The sequence below is a fragment of the Desulfallas sp. Bu1-1 genome (genome assembly GCF_015594625.1).
GTDB lineage: Bacteria > Bacillota > Desulfotomaculia > Desulfotomaculales > Desulfallaceae > JADNRQ01.
In genome coordinates this window covers 428,516-445,869 of record NZ_JADNRQ010000001.1, presented here as the reverse complement: position 1 = coordinate 445,869, position 17,354 = coordinate 428,516, and the positions used below count along the sequence as shown (strand labels likewise).

The following is a 17,354-nucleotide window of genomic DNA, read 5'->3' as shown; positions in this document are numbered from 1 at the left end:
CTTCCCGATTGTTTATGTTCCATCCCTCCCAAAGTAACGATTACCTGCCAGCTGCGGTAAATTACCGGTCCCCCCGGATAATTTTCGGGACCGCCAAACCTTTCTCCAACGAAGCCAACCTGCGCAGCGCATCCAGCTTATCCCTGTTCCCAGTTCTGGCCCGGCGTATAGCTGTTTCCAGCATGTTTATCGAGCGGTCATAAACTTTCCGGTCCACGGGATAAGGATGCCCGTCTTTACCGCCGTGAGCAAAAGAATAGCGCGCCGGATCGGAATAACTGGCACGCACCCCGTAGACAACCTCGCCCACCAGGGCAAAGGCCCTGATAGTGGCGGGACCCACCCCTTCCGTAGCCAATAATGATTCAAAGTTTAGCGGCGACAAGTCATAAAGACGCCGCAAGGTTTTTTCGATCCTGCCGGCCTGAGGCACCGGGTGCGCCCCCGGCAGCTGCAGCAGTTTTTCCGCGGGCTGCGCGGCAATTTTTTTTAATTCAGTTACGGTTTTTTCCGGCCTCTCCCGGGCGAGAAAAACCGATACATCCCGGGCAGCGCGGCTTTCCCGCGACACCATGTTCAACACGTCCCGCCCGCGGTTGCCGCAAACAGCCGCGTGCGGTTCCTCCACGTAATCGCTTATATTGTCGCTCAGCCAGTGGTAACGCCTGGCCCAACCGTTGTCCCGGTTCATACCCTGCTGCACCACCGCCCAGCTACCATCGCCGGTGAAGATAAAAAAATGATGGTAAATTTGGTATCCGTCCTGCACGGCGGCGGAATCCACCTTCGCCGCCATCCGGCTGGCGTATTGCAACTCGGAAACATGGTCCGGTAAGCCGTATTTTTCGGTATATGTCTCTATTTCCAGGGGTGTTTTGCGTGAAGTCATCGCCTTACCGCCGGCAAAAAAAACGCCCAGGTCGCGCTGCCTTTGAACCATACCCTGCTTTATGGCGCCGCAAAGCACCGTAGTAAGCCCGGAGGAATGCCAATCGAATCCCACCACGCATCCCAGGGCCTGAAACCAGAAAGGGTCTGACATCCTGCGCAACAGTTCCCGCGGCCCGAATTCTTCCACAACGCCCTCCACAATTGCCGCGCTGAGGCGCACCATCCTGTCAAACAGCCAGCGGGGACAATGATGCCCGTGCAGGGGTAAATTGGCTATGCCGGTACGCATATTCGCACCCCTTTCACCAAACAGGCGTTTGATTGATTTTACCCCGCCGGCAACCGCTTGTCAATACCAAGCAATACCAATTTATTAAGGCTTATTGTTATCTGAACTGATTGAGATCAACAAATATGGCTTTTTCCTTTTCATTGTAATCCGCCGCGAAATTCCCCTTTTTTCCCTCGATGTCAAAGTATTTAAAAATTCCCCGCGCTCCTATTTTATTTTTATTCAGCATCAAACCACCCTCTTCTGTTCCCCTGATGCGCAATTTGTTACTGTCCCTGTCATACGCCACTTCAACCCTATCGGTACCCAGTTTATCCACCAGTTTCCTGCTCAGCCTGATATGGTGCTTGGTCAGAGCCACCACATTTTCCCTTGACGATCTGGGCCTGTAAATTTCAAATGCCAAATTCATTCCCTCCTAATTTATAACTTGGATTTATTTTAGTTTTATTATATAAAAAAGTCATTAACGCTACTAAATCTCTTAAGAATATAAGATAAAATAGCATTTTAAAAAATAGTATAATACTAAACTTTATTTTATAAACCATTACCCGTAAAAGCAAGCAAAAATAACAGTGGACCCCGTAATATAACGAGGTCCACCGCTGTTAAACCCTTCGAGTTAATTCCTGGCGGAAACAAAACATATCCACTGATAACCACCAAAATTTTAAACCGGGCCGAACAGAATTAATAATTAGATGGGCAGTTTAACGTCATACCCGGGACAACTCTGGGCACCCGCCCTTGCAGTGAGCCACCGGACGAAGCATATACCGTTTCCTGAACATATAAACACCTCCCTCTGTATATTAATATTCATCAACACCGGTTTCAGACGCAAAATGTTTCCTAAACTTAATATAATAATACGTCAACTGGAAAGGCCGGCATTAGGCCGGCCTTTCCAGTTACATTTTGGGTTTGAAGGTTTCGCATTTGGTCTGGTCGGAATTTGAAGCGGTAGAGGCATTGCTCCTGTCAACCTGAACCATGGGAGCATGACACTCGACAGACTTATTGTAATCGCATTCAGTTACAGTGCATTTAATATTTGGCATTATTTTCACCTCCAATTGTTAGAATCTCCAAAGCCAATAAAATTATTCAATTTTTAAAGCGAAAGAAAAAGTTTAACTTATCGGGAATTATTAGCCTATTGTTAAACTTGTATGCGTTTAAAAAATTGAACTATCCTGCAAAAGAGTTGTTGTTTTTTTGTGGATAAAAATATTTAAGAAAGGCAAAATAAAAAGGGTAAAAAATTAATGAAACAAATAAACATGGCTCTTTACGGCAAAAAAAAGAGAATTAAACACCACCCGGTGATTTTCTTTAATTAAAATAAATCGGAAAATGAAAAATACCGGCCTTCAAATCAGGCCGGCATTTAGGCTAAGGAGTCGGTTGCCGGTTGGTAACTTGCGGGGTGGGGGGTTTGGTTCCCTGGGCCAGGCTTTGCTCATAAGCGGCGATCATTTTTCTGACCATGTTACCGCCCACCGCCCCGTTTACCCTTGAAGGCAGGTCGCCGAGGTATCCCTGGTAGTTTTGAATACCCAGTTCAGCGGCCGTTTCATACTTAAACTGGTCCAGCGCCTGAGCTGCCTGGGGGATCAGTTTCCTGTTGGTCCTTTGCCCTTGTGCCATTTCAAAATTCCTCCTCTTGTTTAATTGATTAAGTCAACTTTCATTAAGTATGATGCCCCCAAAACAGTTCTATATGTGTGACACTTTTTAGCGGCCGTTTAAAAAATTAGTTTATCCGGCATAAAAAATCAAGCCGTCGTAGACGAACCAAACCCCGTTATGTCTTACCCAACGCTTTCTCGGCCGCCCGGTAACCGATGCGGATAAGCGCGCGGTAATTGCTTAAATCAGCGGTGGAAAAACCGGTGGTGGCGGGGAAAATCACTTCGGTTTCCGGGTGGTAAAACATAGTTCGTTTCATTAAAATGTTCAATGATTTGTAAATAACTCCAAAAATATTACTAGGACGTTCATTGCCTGTGACATTGGCTATCAAATCCACGGCAATTACCCTTCCGGCGCCCATCTCCCACACAATATCGTCGGGTACCTGGTTGACAATTCCCCCGTCACAAAGCAATTCCCCTTCCCATTCAACAGGTTCGAAAATTCCGGGAATGGCGCAACTGGCCATAATCGCGTCCACCAACGGTCCCCGGCGCAAAACAACCTGGTTGCCGGTTTCCAGGCTGGCGGCTACGGCAGCAAAGGGTATTTTTGTGTCATGAAATTTTTTTTCACCTATCAGCCGGCGAACCTGTTCCACCAGCCTGTCGTTGGTAAACAGGCTCATCCGCGGGATGGCCGGACGGGTAATTTTTGTCCACCTCGCCCTGCGTGCAAACCTGGTCAATTCCACAACCGGCACTCCGCAGGCATAGGCACCGCCCACCAGCGCTCCCACACTGGTTCCCGCAATATGAGTAATCTCAAAGTTTTTTTCCTCCAGGTATCGCAATACACCGACGTGTACCGCCCCTAAAGCCGCGCCGCCGCCAAGGGCCAGGCCTATTTTTTTATTCGCATTACCGGTCACGGTTACACCTCCAAAACATGCAAAGGTTAATTAAATTATAACCGGACCGGTATTTTTATGCTGGATCTTTATTATCTAAAATAAATTTATCCGAGCTTTGCTCAAGTTCATCCGCAATTCTGGATAACTCCTGGGCGGCCCCGGATACCTGCTGCATGTTGGAAGCTATTTCTTCGCTGGCCGCGGCAAGCTGCTGGGTGCCGTCATTGACCCGCCTGACGGCTGTGGCAATTTCTCGAATCATAACCGTATTTTTATCAACGGCCTCAATGATCTGCTTCAGGGAAACGCCCGCGGTTTGGGCAATCCGAACCCCTTCATTAACTTCCCTGCCCCCGCGTTCCATGGCGGAGATCACTTCGCCAACGCCGGCTTGGATTTCTTTAACCAGGCCGGTTATTTCACCGGCCGCCCTGGCGGACTGCTCCGCCAGTAGACGCACTTCCTCCGCAACCACCGCAAATCCGCGGCCGTGTTCGCCCGCCCGCGCTGCTTCTATGGCTGCGTTCAGCGCCAAAAGGTTGGTTTGGTCCGCTATAACGGTAATACTTACGATAATCTCCCCGATCCTGGTGGATTGCTCATTGAGTTTTTGAACAGCGCTGGAGATATTTGCCGTAGCGTCGGCAATGGAATTAATCTTGTCGATAGTTTCCCTTACCGCTTGATTACCTTCCCCGGCAATCCTTTTTACCTCTTCCGATTCCAGCACCGCAGCTTCTGCGTTCGCCACGCCCCGGGTCGAAACAGCCGCAAATTCATCTACAGCGCCTGCCACTTCCTCCATCGAAGCGCTTACTTCCTGGCTCGAGGAAGCCAGCTCCTGACTATAAGTGGCAAGTTTGTTTGCATTTTTTTGGATATCCGTGATCATGATCTTCAAATTGTTCATCATCTTTTGGCAGGACAAGGCCAAAACACCGATTTCATCCCGGCTTTTAATTGCCCCCACTTCTTTCGTCAAATCCCCCCGGGAGACGGCTTCTACCGTATTGCTAAGCTTTATTACAGGTCCGGTAATCACAGTCACGATAAAGAAAGTGGCGACCAGCAGGATCAATAAGGCAATCACAGCCGTGACGATTGCGCTTTGCAGGTCGCGGTTCAGTTTATGTATAATTTCCGACCGGTCATTGATAATTTTTAAATAACCGATGGATTTACCGCTGTAATCTGCCAGCGGAATGATCAACGCCGCTTTTTGCGCCCGGTCCAGTAACAGCGTTTCGGGTTTTCCCGTTTGCATTATTTTATCTAAAACCTGTTCGCTTATTTTAACCTTGTCTTCTTTTAGTGTGGATACAAGCAAACCATCCCGGTTATTTTCCAGGGCAACCCCCGTTCTTCCCTTGCTATAAATATAATATTCCCCGCCCATCTGGCTTTTCCACTTCTCCAACAAACTGGAATTGAGCCCGGGTCCGTATTCAACGCTTCCCACATGGCCGCCCCGGTAAAATACCGGCATGACCACACGAAAACCAAACCCGCCCCTGCCTTCTTCCAAGCCCTGCACCAGTTTTTGCGTTCTGTTGCATTCAATTACCGTATTGCGAAAAGATGACAGGTCATCCCCAAATTTGGCCGGCATGTGCAGGCGTAAGAATGATGTGGCGGGAGCCAGGTGAAACTGGAATTGTTCTATTCCCTCCCGGCTGGCTTTTTCAAATATGGGCATGGTCAACTCAAGAAGCCTTTCCCTGTTTCGCTCCGCAAAAGCCTTTTGAATTTCCGGGTTTTCAGCAACCGCTTCCAGGCCGAGTCTTGCCTGGTCAAAAATATTGTCCAGGTCGGCCTTGATTCTCTTCGCCACCAGGTCGTATTCTCTCCGCTCTTGATCAAGCTGCATATTTACCCCGTTTTTATAATTCTCATAAATCAACACTAAAAAAATTGCGGAGATAATGGCGAAAACAGGCACTATGATTTTAAATCTAACACTAATGTTCATATGCCCCTCCCGAATGTTTAAGAATAAAGTGCATGCGATCACATATAGACTATCAGTAAATTACAAAAATTATTGTCAACCGGGCGACTTAATTATTGTCTTCCAGCCGACACACAATTCAATTAAATTGCCGTTCCTTTTGAATTTTCCGCAGCACAAGGAGTTTAAATTTTTCGTCAAACTTTCCACATCCGGAGGATTGTGCATTACCATGTCGAAAGTATTTATCCAGTCAATTTTTTAACCGGGTGGCATTAAAATGAAGCGAATATCCATTATTGCGCTGGTATTGTTACTTTCCATCGGTGTATATTTAATCCCCCGGGCGGCGGCGCAGGAGCGGTCCGGTGTCGAAATATTGCTTGACGGTTTGCCGGTGGCTTCTGATGTACCCCCGACCGTCCATCACGGTCGCACAATGGTTCCTTTTCGGGCCGTGGCGGAAGCTTTAAATATTGCGGTTACCTGGGACGGCCAAACAAAATCCATCATTGCCAAGAACAATGAAACCACTCTGGAACTCAAAGTGTCCCAAAGCACCGCATACCGCAATCAACAAGCTATCCCGCTGGATGTGCCGCCACTGATTATCGAAGAAAGGACATTAATCCCCCTGCGTTTTTTTGCCGAAGCATTCGGTTGTTCGGTTAAATGGGACGGGGCCGGCAAAAAAGTGGTCATCACTTCACCGCCCAAGTCGATGCAGGTAATCGGGTTTTACGCCCTGGGGGACGCTCAAACCAGCAGCTGGAAAAATCTTTTCGGCACAAGTTACCCCGAAGCAGGTCGGGGCAACACCGGCGCGCTCAGCGAGCTGGCCCTGGGATGGTATAGCCTGGACGAAGAGGGGACACTGGTCACCCGGAGCAGAACCGGCTGGCAAAGGCCGGAAGGATGGGAAAACGTGCTGCGGGCAGCCGAAAAATATCAACTTAAAACTGAAATGGTTATTCATGCAACTGATTACAACTCGGCCATTTCCACGTTTTTAAACAATGAGGCGCTTATGGCCAAAGCCGTTGCCGCGATCAAAGAAGAGGCTACAAAATATGATGGAGTAAATATTGACTTTGAAGGTTTGGGTTGGCGGGAACTGGGCACTCAACTGGAAAAAACAAGGAATAATTTTACCGGCTTCATCCGTAAACTATCCGAACAGTTGAAACCGCTTAATATTAATTTAACCCTGACGCTGCACGCCCCCAACAGTGCTTACCCTGGTTACGATTACCGGGCATTGGGGCAAATTGCCGACCGCATCATTATTATGGCCTACGATTACGGTGCCAAACCGGAGCCGGCCAACCTGGTAATTCAAGCGGTGCAAATGGCCAGGGCAAGCGTTCCGTCCGAAAAACTGGTGCTGGGTATTTCCGCGCCAAGTGAGACGCCGGAAAGCATGGCCGTCAAAATCGGCATCGCCAAGCGTTACAATTTGAACGGCATTGCCCTGTGGAGGTTGGGGTTGGTGACGGATGAAATGTGGAAGGTTGTAGAAAATAGTGTTGAACCCAAATTTTGAACGTTAAACAAACAAGGGGAAATGCCATGTCTAAAAACTTGATGAATGAATAAGTAATATCCGCCGCGTTAGTAAAAAAAAACCGGGGGCATTTGGCACTCCCGGTTCCTTATCCATTTATTTTTTTTACACGTCACTGCCGCCCGAAGCGCTTTCAGCTGAATCTTCCCCCGCAACGGTTTCTTCACTCGAGACACTGTCATCTTCGGCACCCTCTTCCACGTCACCCGCTGCATTGTTATCATCTTCCAAATCCCCGGGTTGTTCTTCCTGGCGGGTGAGAATTCTTTCGATCAGCACCGCCATTTCCGCCCTGGTAATGGCACTGTTGGGATTGAATTTGCCGCCCGGCAAACCACTGATTAAACCCTCTTTATAAAGCGCCAGTATATAGCCGGCATCCTCCCGCGCAATCAGCAAGCCGTCGGCAAAGGGCATATCGGAAACATCCACCGGCTCCAGCCCGAGGGTTTTGGCAATCCAAACCGCCGCTTGCGCCCTGGTGGCTTGCACCTGGGAATGGAAACGGTTCATGTTTAAGATCCCCAGTTGAGCTGCCCGGCCAACACTTTGCTTGGCCCAACCCGGAACGCCGGCAAGATCCTCCGCGTCTTCCGTATCCGTATTTGTATTATCTTCTACGGCATCACCCGCATCCTCCGAACCGGTATCACCCACCTCAACCGTTTCACTTGAGCTTTCTTCCACGGTGCCGTCACCGGAACCATCACCGGCGACACTATCCCCACTGGACGTATTTTCCAGGGGCACCAGCCGCATCAACAGCGCAATTGTTTCCGCCTGGCTGATGGGGTTGTCCGGCTTGAAGGTGCCGTCCCCGTAACCGCTGAACAACCCGATGGCAGCCATGTTCCGGATTGACTTTTGCGCCCAGTGACGCTCGGCATCCTTGAACATGATGCGGGTTTCTTTTCCCTCGTTCATCAATTGATTGTAGTTTTTCAACATCTCCCTGTATGTACTCAACTTTTGCTCTTTAATCGCGGCGCTTCCCTTTTGGGAGTCGTTCTTAAGCTCAAGTTTCACCTGCTGCTGAACATGGCCCCGGGCATCAACCCCGGACACTTGCTTTACAGCCGTTGAACCCTTGCCCCGGCCCGCGTCGCCGCCATTCCCGTTTCCGTTGCCCGGCTTTGCCCAGGCGGCACTGGTAGCCAGCGCTACCGCCAGTAATCCACACAGAATCATTAACGCAATTTTTTTCATTATTCATCCCTCCCAGTATTTTTATTTAATTATCCGCCAAAACCCCATTTTTTTCAGGGGTAACAATGGTCCTATTTTTTTAGGACTATTTTCCCGGTGGACGCAAATGCAGCTCTGCTGAATACTTTCGTGAAGCAGATTATTATCGTAATTTTGCTCCGGGGAAAAAATAAGGAGGCACAACTTTATATTTGTTGAACCTCCTTTGTTGGTGACCCATCCGCGACTCGAACGCGGGACACCCTGATTAAAAGTCAGGTGCTCTACCAACTGAGCTAATGGGTCATAACCAGCCGCTTACCGGCCGGATTATTAATTTTTAATGGCTGGGGCGGCAGGATTCGAACCTACGAGTGACGGGTCCAAAGCCCGTTGCCTTACCGCTTGGCTACGCCCCAACATAATGGGGTGGGTGATGGGATTCGAACCCACGACCCCCAGAGCCACAATCTGGTACTCTAACCAGCTGAGCTACACCCACCACATCAAACTACTGGCTCACCAGCGCAAGAAATATCTTATCATATTAAACAGATCAAGTCAAGTCAAACCCGCCTGTAAATTATATCCAAAAACTATCCCTCCGGGAGCATGGTTTTCGTTTAAACGTCGTTTTCCCGCTCCAGGGCCTCCTTTAATTTGGCGTAAGTCATGTCCAGCGCCTCGGAAATAACTCGCACGTCACCGAGCACCGGCATGAAGTTGGTGTCGCCACCCCAGCGGGGCACAATATGGATGTGAAAATGCCCGGGAATCCCCGCGCCCGCTATCTTGCCCAGGTTCACACCCACATTGAACCCGTCGGGATTAAAAGCGCGTCGCAATAATTTAACCATGAGCCGGGTAGTGGAAAAAAGCTCCTGCATCTCGACGGGGTCCAGTTCCTCAATATCTCCCACGTGCCGCGCGGGCGCAACCAGCAGGTGCCCGTTATTATAGGGGTATATATTTAATATCACAAAGGCTTTTTCGCCGCGGAAAAGAACGTAATTTTCACGGTCCTTTTCCCCGGCGGCGTTTAGTTTTTCGCAAAAGATGCACCCTGATCCATGATCCTTGCCGATATACACGCTGCGCCAAGGCGCCCATAATCTTTCCATGTTGATCCCCCTGTTTACCGTTTTCTCCAAAATTTCTGCCTTCGGGCAACAAATCCTGCCAAAAAACCGTGGGTTTGTCGAGCTTTTTACTTCCTCTGCCATACCCCCAGTTCCGGGTAATACCTGTACGATTGACCGTTGCCCCGGCCGAAATAATTAAAATGTGTCAACTCACCTTTATTGTTGAAGTACATTTCCCCCGAGGCCTCCCAGTGAGGGCAAATCAACTCGTTATACATGATAATGTACCGTAAATCATCCCTTTCATGCAAAAAATTAATAAATTTATATAAAACCCGGAGTGCGCGCGTCCTATCCTCGCCGTGGTTCCACTCACCGTATTTTTCACGCGCCAGCATACTCCGCAGCAGGTAAGGATTATAAACTGCCAAACTATTGAATAAACCGGGATGGTTATTACTGTGGCCGCACCTCCACAACGGCATGTTAACCACCTTGATCAACGAGCGCCTCAAAGCCGCCAGCAAACCTTCCCTTTTTACCACCGTGGCCAGGCAAAAATCACTCGAGATCGCAAAGTTGAACCTTGTTTGCAGGCTCCAGGCCTTTTTACCCACCAGTTGCTCAACGGGAATGCCGGGCTTGTCCCCGAAATATGAAAACCTTTTGGCCACTATAAGTTCACTTGATACCCTTGCGGGCAATTCCATAAAAACCTCGTCTAAAATAATTCGTTCAATCATGTCAAAACCGAAGTCGCAACCCATCTCGTTGCCGCCTTCAGTCGCCCCTGCGATGTAATACAAATTGTTCACCTCCGTAAAAATATGATAAGCATTTTGGGGGCAAGCAACAACGGGAGATAATGTCGCTTCATGACTTCATTTTTTAATGGCCTCGACAAAAATCTGCTTGACAACTTCCGCTAAACCAGAACGGTTTAAAACTGCACACCGTAAACAGTTCCGTGGCCATGGCGGTAATCGTTGTAAGGAAAAATAAAAAACCCACATCCCGACCGGATATGGGCGAAGTAAAAATAAAGCGTTTATATTTTACAATTAAGATTCGGTTACAGTAACCGCTTCGTTGGGGCAAACGCTGACGCAGGTTTCACAGCCCAGGCAGTCTTCAAGGTCGCCGGCAACTTTAGCCTTGTCGCCGTCCATTTCCAGAATGGAAGCCGGGCAGTTGTCCACGCACTCGCCGCAACCTTGGCACTTATCGGTGTCGATTTCAACCTTGAACATTTTTTTTGCCTCCCTCTCCCTCAAAAATTCAAGGGGACGTCCCCCTTATTCCGGTCATAATTGACCGGTTAATTTAATTGTACAAAACCCTAACTGTTACGTCCATAGCAAATTTTACAAAGTTGAATTTTTATAAAAGATATTCGGAAACCAATCTATAATAACTCTTTAATATATTCGGCACACTGGAGCAGCAGGCGCAAATCAATACCCGTTTCAATACCCATCCCGTGCAGCATCCGCACCAGTTCTTCGGTGGATATATTACCCGTTGCGCCGGGTATGAAGGGGCATCCGCCCAGTCCACCCACGGAACTTTCCAGCACGTGCACCCCCGCCATAATGCCCATTACGGCGTTGACCGGCCCCGGGCCACGGGTTTCGTGCAGGTGTAGCGCCCAGGTGACTTCCGGGTAACGTGACACGGTTTCCCGTACAAGCTCGTAAACCTGCCGGGGATTGCCCGCGGCCGCTGTGTCGGCCAGCGTTATTTCATCGATTCCCTCCGCCAGCATACCCTCAGCGACCCTGGCCACCTCGGCAAAACTGATTTTTCCCTGGTAAGGACAGCCAAAGGCGGTTGCGATTGCGCCCCGCACCTTGAACCTCTCCCCGGCCAGGCGACGGATTTCCCCCAGTTCCGTCAGGGAATCCCCCACCGTCCTGTTTAAATTGGCCCGGTTATGGGCCTCGCTGGCCGAAACCACCACCACAATCTCCCGCAGGCAGGTGTGGGAAGCCGCGATGGCCCGCTGCATCCCCCTGACATTACCCACCAGGGCGCTGATGGTCACCCCGGGGCCGGGGTCACCGATACCCTCCAATACGGTCTCGGCGTCGCTCAACTGGGGCACCGCCCGGGGATGAACGAACGAAGTGGCCTCGATGGCCGTAATTCCCGCCCTGATCAGCCGCCTGATCAGGGTGATTTTTGTTTCCGCGGGCAGGATGGCTTTTTCATTTTGCAGCCCGTCCCTGGGGCCCACCTCGCGGACCAGCACCCTTTCCGGCCAGCGCAAATATCCCCCCTCCTGTCTCCCAAAATATTGGGCTACGACGGCCGGGTTCCGCTCAGAATCCCGTCGGCCCCTTGGGAATGCGGCCGGTCTTGATACACTCGCTGCGCAGGCGGCGCCCGATAATTTTCTCCATCATCCGGCCGATCTCCAGTACCCGGTCGACGTCAACACCGGTGTCGATACCCATTTCGTCCAGCATCACCACCAGGTCCTCCGTGGACACCAGCCCGACAATGTTGGGGTCCTGGTAGTAATACGAACCGGTCCCGGCGACGGGCGACCCGTCCACAAAATTGGCCGGCTGGCCGCCGATGCCGCCCATGGTGCTCTCAAACCGGGTAATGCCGGCCTGCAGCGCCGCCAGCACGTTGGCCAGGCCCCACCCCCGGGTGACATGGAAATGGGCCACGTGCAGGTCGGGGTTGGGGAGGGCGTCCAGGATCATGGAAAAGTACTCGTAAACCTTGTTGGGCGGCGCCGAGCCGTCGTGGTCGGCGTGCTCGATGTCATCGGCACCGATTTCCAGGTACCTTTTGGTGAACTCCACCGCCTTTTTCAACTCGGTGGGTCCCTCGATGGGGCACCCCCAGATGGTGCTGACGGTGCCGTTTACCTTGATTCCGGCGTCGTGGGCCTTTTTAATGCACTCTTCGGTCATTTTCCAGTAGCCCTTGTGGTCCAGGCCGGAATTTTTGTACTGGTGCGATTCCGACGTGGACACCATCTGCAAAATCCTGGTGGGACCGTAGCCCTTTTGCTTCAACTCGATGGCCCGGTCCACCGCCTTTTCCCTGATGGTGATGGCGGTCAGCTCGATTTCCGGCAGCTTATCCTTGACCCGCTTGGAACTGTACAGCAGTTTAAACAGCTCGTCGGCGTCGGCAAACTGGGGCATCCCCCGGGGGTTGCCCAGGTTGGTGACTTCAATCTCCTTGAACCCGGCCAGAATCAATTCTTCCAGTACCCAAAGCTTGGCCCTGGTGGGTATGGTTTTTTCCTCGTGTTGAAAACCGTCCCGCACCGTAATTTCACCAATTCTTACCTTCTTGGGGTATTTCAGCTCAAACATATATTCTCCCTCCTTGATTGGGGTCAAGCTTAAACCGGATTTATCTTCCCCTGTATACCGGCCTGCGTTTTTCGTTGAAGGCCCGGAGACCCTCGTCCCGGTCCCCGGTGGCCAGGCATACGTTGTAACACTCGGCTTCCAGGGCCAGGGCGGTGTGCAGTTCCAGTTCCACCCCCAGGTTGATGGCGCGCTTGGCCTGCTGCAGGGCAATAGGGCCGTTTTTAGTGATTTCACGCATAATGTCCATGGTTTTGGCCATGAGCTGGTCGGCCGGCACGACATGGTTCACCAGCCCCAGTTCAAAGGCCTCCCGGGCGCTGATGCGCCGCCCGGTGAAGATCAATTCCTTGGCCCGGTTGCGCCCGATCACCCGGGGTAATAACTGGGTGCCGCCGCCTCCCGGGATAATGGCCAGGCCCACCTCGGGCAGCCCGAAGGAGGCGTTTTCCGCGGCGATGATAAAATCACAGCCCAGGGCGAACTCGCAACCGCCCCCCAGGGCGAACCCGTTCACCGCCGCCACCAGCGGCTTGGGGAATTCCGCCACCGCGGTAAACGCGCGCACAAACAGGGCCCGCTGCTTTTTCATTTCCTCCCGGGTCATGGTTTTTCGTTCCTTGAGGTCGGCCCCCACGCAAAAGGCGCGGTCGCCCTCGGCGGTCAACACCGCGGCGAACACCTCGTCGTCCTGTTCCAGTTCCTCCAGGGCGGCCAGTATTTCCCGGGCGGTTTGGGTGCTCAGGGCGTTCATGGCCTGGGGCCGGTTAAAGGCCATAATGGCGATGTGCCCTTCCCGGGCCAGCTTGATATTCTCGTATTCCATTCATCATCACTCCCTTCAAACAGTGTTTCAATAACTTTAATGAGCCATGTATTAGTGATGCCGGCCACCGGCGACTAAACCGGGTAAACCGGGTGCTTGCGCTCGGTGAACACCTTCGCCTTGGACTCGTACAGCGCAAACCGTTTGATCAGTTCGTCCCGCAGTTCCGCGCCGCTGACTACGTGATCCACCACCAGCTCCGAGGCCAGCCGGTAGATATCCACATCCCTGGCGTATTCCTCCCGTTTCTGTTGCACAAAGGCGGGCCTTTCTTCGGGAGGCAGGGCCATAATCTTGTTTTCATACACGGCGTTCACCGCCGCCTGTGGACCCATCACGGCGATCATGGCGGTGGGCAGGGCCATGCAGCAGTCGGGCTCGAAGGCGGGCCCGCACATGGCGTAAAGCCCGGCGCCGTAAGCCTTGCGCACCACCACGGACACCTTGGGCACCGTGGCCTCGGACATGGCCGAAATCATCTTGGCCCCGTGCCGGATAATCCCCTGGCGCTCCACCGCCGACCCGATCATAAACCCCGGCACGTCCATCAGGAACAGGAGGGGGATATTGAAAGCGTCGCACAGGTTCATAAACCGGGCGCCCTTATCCGCCGAGTCGACGAACAACACCCCGCCCTTGACCAGGGACTGGTTGGCCAGGATGCCCACCGCCCGGCCGCCGATGCGGGCGAAACCGGTGATCAGCTCCGGCGCGAACAATTTTTTAATCTCAAACCAGCTGTCCCGGTCAATGATCCGGTTGATCACCTCGTACATATCAAAAGCCTGGTTTTCCTCAACCGGTACGATGTCTTCAATACCGGGGCCTTCCGCGGGCGGCAGCGCCTCCACCAGAGGCACCCTCTCCTTGTAATTCTGCGGCATGTAGGTGAGATACCGGCGGCAGGCCTCAATGGCTTCCCTTTCGGTGGCCGCCAGAAGGTCACCGCAGCCGCTGACGGTGCAATGCATCCTGGCGCCGCCCATTTCCTCCAGGGTTACCTTTTCAAAGATCACCATTTCGGCCATCCGGGGCGAGCCCAGGTACATGCTGGCGTTGCCGTCCACCATGAACACCACGTCGCAGAAAGCCGGGATATAAGCCCCGCCCGCCGCGGAAGGACCGAACAGCAGGCAGATTTGCGGAACCATGCCGGACATTTTCACCTCGTTATAAAAAATGCGGCCCGCGCCCCGCCGGCCCGGGAACATTTCAATCTGGTCGGTAATCCTGGCCCCGGCCGAGTCCACCAGGTAGAGCATGGGCACCTTCATGTTCATGGCGGTCTCCTGGATGCGGATGATCTTTTCCACCGTGCGCCAGCCCCAGGACCCGGCCTTCACCGTGGAGTCATTGGCCATTACGCAGACAGTGCGGCCGTGAATTTTGCCCACCACCGTTACCACACCGTCCGCCGGCAGCCCGTCCGCCAGGTTATTGGCCCACAATCCGTCCTCGGCCACAATGGAACCTGGGTCCAGTAACAGCTCCAGCCTTTCCCGGGCAAACATTTTGCCTTTTTTGGCGTTGCTTTCGTGGTACTTGGGCGCTCCGCCCTTTTTAATCACCGTTTCCTTTTCCTTCAACTCCAGGTCAAGGGCCTTCAAATCTTTATCACTCATGCTCTCATCCCCCGTTTTTCTTCTTGACCGGTGTAAATATTTTTTACACCCGGTTTTGCTTGAATTTTTCGACATTTATTGGGAAGGTTAACCCCCATTCAATTGTTTTCCCTGTTTCCCCAAAGGGCCTCAATTAACCAGGGTATATCACCTCCCGCAACTTCACGCGCCGGCTAAATGATGAACATAAGGAGCAAAAACAATGCCAGTATTATATAAACCGCGTAAAAACCCCAAAACCGGCCCCAGAGCCGGCAAATCAATGCTTCAGGCTATTGGAATTTTATGCGAGCCGGCAAATGCCTGGAATAATATAACCGGTAGTAAACATGAGCGTTGCCCGGGTTTACATCAGTTGAGACGCAGCCCGCCGGAACACTCTGCAGATAAGGGATTGCAAATTATTTTTAGCAAATACGAAAAAACACTCAGGCCCCGGCCGTATCGAACTGAACGGCTGGGGCCTAAGTGCCACTGTCTATCGGATAAAATCCCATATGCGCCTCCTTAATTTCTATTGCCGGGCTATTTAGTGACCCGTAGGGGAACTACCTTTTTATGCCTTTTACCGCGGGCAACATTCCCGGCCGGCCTTGCTTCCTCAAGCAAAATTCCGGCCCGCTCCATTTCAATTGCGTAAAATGGTCGCTCCAGATGTTTCTCCATCCACTTATGAAGCATTCTCAGCACAACCATCGTAAAACACCCTTTCCTATGTTCATGACCGCATTTATTTATATATTTTACTCTCCCCCGTAAAATACGAAACCATTTGCCGGCGAACTACCAATTTTCGAAAGTAAAATTTTCACAAGCTGTTCCCGGGCCGTTTTGCTTTATAATAATACAAACCTTCACAAACCATTGCTTAAGTTTAATAACCACCAACAATAATTTTCAGACTCTTTCGATTATTTTTCAGACAACATGGTGCCTGCCTCACCATACCGGTCAAGGGTCCGTTTATGCCATTGACCCGTCAATAGGGCGTTTCCCCCGGCGGTGTGCAAAATTAAGTCAGGGGTGATGAGATAATGGTCAAAACTCCCCCGGCGCCGGGTAGCGGAAGCCTTATTTTTCGCGCCTTTGAGCCTTCCCGGCGCCTGGCACACGCTTTGCACCTTAAATTACATCATCTCCAAATACGAAGGAGGCCCAGAGCAATGCGAACCGGTGAAAGATTACACAGGTGGATGGTGCACAACCTGGAGGAGCCTTTTTTCCAGGCCGAAATGCACAAGATCGAGTTGGCCCGGGAAAACAATGCCGGCGACGGCATGGGGAACGTTCTGGCCACGGCGGTTGTTCTGGCCATGCCCCTGATCTTTATCCTGGCCGGAGTACTGCACGGTTAAACACGGGCGAATTAAATATACCCGGACCTTAATCCAAGAGCAGAGGGAGGGGGAATTATGACAGAGAGGGAATTTGTTTCCGCCTTTGAACAGCAAAAGAAACTCTTCATCAGCCAGGTAATGCCCGGGGATGACAATCGCAGGGCGCTTGAGTTGTTTGAAAAATGGCTGAAGGGAAAACTGCGGCCGGTCAAGACCGCCCGAAAATCCCGCGCCGAAAGAAAAAATGACCTGGGCGAGCTGCTGGACCGGGTGGTGGCCGAAGCGGGCGCTTTGTTACAGGACCGGGATATCCGGATTAACTGCGTTTCCTTTAATGTTCCGGGTATCAAGGCCACTTCCCGTTGCATCAAGACCAGCCTCGACGATAACACTTATTACCGGATTTGCAAAACATCCCCCCGGAAGGGTAGATACAGCGGAAAAAACCTGATTTCCGTCGAGCTGGTCATGGACGGCCATAAAAACAATATTTTTATTCCAATGCTCTCCGAAAAGGAAGATATCGAACGTCAACTGGGCTTGAAAATCGAGCGGGAAAGACAAACCATTGAAGCCACGGGCAAATACCGGTTTAAAATATTGTTCGACTTTGACAAATACGAAGAAGAAGAAATCGCCGGGCGGATGGCGCTGGCCATGGCCGATTTCATTACAGTAACCAGCCGGCATTTAAAACAGATAAAAAGCCGTAAACATTAGC

General features: G+C 51.4%; 17 protein-coding genes and 3 tRNA genes. 3 read left to right on the top strand and 17 right to left on the bottom strand.

Annotated elements, in window-relative coordinates; genetic code table 11:
• Positions 1 to 61: 61 nt before the first annotated feature.
• The 6 genes from IT084_RS02065 to IT084_RS02040 all read right to left on the bottom strand — a co-directional run bounded on the left by IT084_RS02065 (position 62) and on the right by IT084_RS02040 (position 5,703).
• The gene (locus IT084_RS02065; RefSeq protein ID WP_395879302.1) at positions 62 to 1,168 is read right to left on the bottom strand and encodes a DUF763 domain-containing protein; all 1,107 of its coding nucleotides are present in this window, start codon (positions 1,166 to 1,168) and stop codon (positions 62 to 64) included.
• Between the two features lie 109 nt (positions 1,169 to 1,277).
• Positions 1,278 to 1,589 carry a hypothetical protein gene (locus IT084_RS02060; protein WP_195710616.1) on the bottom strand — a complete coding sequence of 104 codons (312 nt, stop codon included), beginning with the start codon at positions 1,587 to 1,589 and terminating at the stop codon, positions 1,278 to 1,280.
• Between the two features lie 508 nt (positions 1,590 to 2,097).
• The gene (locus IT084_RS02055; protein WP_195710614.1) at positions 2,098 to 2,247 is read right to left on the bottom strand and encodes a DUF1540 domain-containing protein; all 150 of its coding nucleotides are present in this window, start codon (positions 2,245 to 2,247) and stop codon (positions 2,098 to 2,100) included.
• 334 nt (positions 2,248 to 2,581) lie between these two features.
• Positions 2,582 to 2,836: an alpha/beta-type small acid-soluble spore protein gene (locus tag IT084_RS02050; RefSeq protein ID WP_195710612.1), complete on the bottom strand. Its 255-nt coding sequence runs from the start codon at positions 2,834 to 2,836 to the stop codon at positions 2,582 to 2,584.
• A gap of 157 nt (positions 2,837 to 2,993) precedes the next feature.
• Positions 2,994 to 3,752: a patatin-like phospholipase family protein gene (locus tag IT084_RS02045; RefSeq protein ID WP_195710610.1), complete on the bottom strand. Its 759-nt coding sequence runs from the start codon at positions 3,750 to 3,752 to the stop codon at positions 2,994 to 2,996.
• 55 nt (positions 3,753 to 3,807) lie between these two features.
• A complete protein-coding gene (locus tag IT084_RS02040; protein WP_195710608.1) occupies positions 3,808 to 5,703 on the bottom strand; it encodes a methyl-accepting chemotaxis protein in 1,896 nt (631 codons plus the stop codon).
• Positions 5,704 to 5,962: 259 nt separating this feature from the next.
• Here IT084_RS02040 and IT084_RS02035 point away from each other — a divergent pair, with 259 nt between their 5' ends.
• The gene (locus IT084_RS02035) at positions 5,963 to 7,225 is read left to right on the top strand and encodes a stalk domain-containing protein (RefSeq protein ID WP_195710606.1); all 1,263 of its coding nucleotides are present in this window, start codon (positions 5,963 to 5,965) and stop codon (positions 7,223 to 7,225) included.
• Between the two features lie 126 nt (positions 7,226 to 7,351).
• On the opposite strand, the gene IT084_RS02030 is transcribed toward IT084_RS02035, so the two are convergent.
• The 11 genes from IT084_RS02030 to IT084_RS01980 form a co-directional block, all read right to left on the bottom strand.
• Positions 7,352 to 8,452, bottom strand: coding sequence for an S-layer homology domain-containing protein (locus tag IT084_RS02030; RefSeq protein ID WP_195710604.1), 1,101 nt, complete (start codon positions 8,450 to 8,452; stop codon positions 7,352 to 7,354).
• Between the two features lie 209 nt (positions 8,453 to 8,661).
• Positions 8,662 to 8,737 (bottom strand) — tRNA-Lys (locus tag IT084_RS02025).
• A gap of 38 nt (positions 8,738 to 8,775) precedes the next feature.
• Positions 8,776 to 8,850, bottom strand: a tRNA-Gln gene (locus IT084_RS02020).
• Between the two features lie 6 nt (positions 8,851 to 8,856).
• A tRNA-His gene (locus IT084_RS02015) sits at positions 8,857 to 8,933 on the bottom strand.
• A gap of 121 nt (positions 8,934 to 9,054) precedes the next feature.
• Positions 9,055 to 9,552: an HIT domain-containing protein gene (locus IT084_RS02010; protein ID WP_195710602.1), complete on the bottom strand. Its 498-nt coding sequence runs from the start codon at positions 9,550 to 9,552 to the stop codon at positions 9,055 to 9,057.
• A gap of 86 nt (positions 9,553 to 9,638) precedes the next feature.
• Positions 9,639 to 10,319 (bottom strand): hypothetical protein, encoded by a 681-nt coding sequence (locus IT084_RS02005; RefSeq protein WP_195710600.1) that lies wholly within the window; start codon positions 10,317 to 10,319, stop codon positions 9,639 to 9,641.
• 255 nt (positions 10,320 to 10,574) lie between these two features.
• Positions 10,575 to 10,787, bottom strand: a complete 213-nt coding sequence (locus IT084_RS02000) for a 4Fe-4S dicluster domain-containing protein (RefSeq protein WP_279327792.1) — start codon at positions 10,785 to 10,787, stop codon at positions 10,575 to 10,577.
• A gap of 131 nt (positions 10,788 to 10,918) precedes the next feature.
• On the bottom strand, positions 10,919 to 11,782 hold the full coding sequence (locus IT084_RS01995) for a hydroxymethylglutaryl-CoA lyase (RefSeq protein WP_195710596.1): 864 nt from the start codon (positions 11,780 to 11,782) through the stop codon (positions 10,919 to 10,921).
• Positions 11,783 to 11,834: 52 nt separating this feature from the next.
• Entirely contained in the window at positions 11,835 to 12,851 is a 1,017-nt protein-coding gene (locus IT084_RS01990) for a pyruvate carboxyltransferase (RefSeq protein WP_195710594.1), read from the bottom strand.
• 40 nt (positions 12,852 to 12,891) lie between these two features.
• Positions 12,892 to 13,674, bottom strand: coding sequence for an enoyl-CoA hydratase-related protein (locus tag IT084_RS01985; RefSeq protein WP_195710592.1), 783 nt, complete (start codon positions 13,672 to 13,674; stop codon positions 12,892 to 12,894).
• Between the two features lie 74 nt (positions 13,675 to 13,748).
• Positions 13,749 to 15,296 (bottom strand): acyl-CoA carboxylase subunit beta, encoded by a 1,548-nt coding sequence (locus IT084_RS01980; RefSeq protein ID WP_195710590.1) that lies wholly within the window; start codon positions 15,294 to 15,296, stop codon positions 13,749 to 13,751.
• 1,163 nt (positions 15,297 to 16,459) lie between these two features.
• On the opposite strand from IT084_RS01980, the gene IT084_RS01975 reads away from it, so the two are divergent.
• Entirely contained in the window at positions 16,460 to 16,651 is a 192-nt protein-coding gene (locus tag IT084_RS01975) for a hypothetical protein (protein WP_195710588.1), read from the top strand.
• A gap of 57 nt (positions 16,652 to 16,708) precedes the next feature.
• Positions 16,709 to 17,353: a hypothetical protein gene (locus IT084_RS01970; RefSeq protein WP_195710586.1), complete on the top strand. Its 645-nt coding sequence runs from the start codon at positions 16,709 to 16,711 to the stop codon at positions 17,351 to 17,353.
• Position 17,354 lies beyond the last annotated feature (1 nt).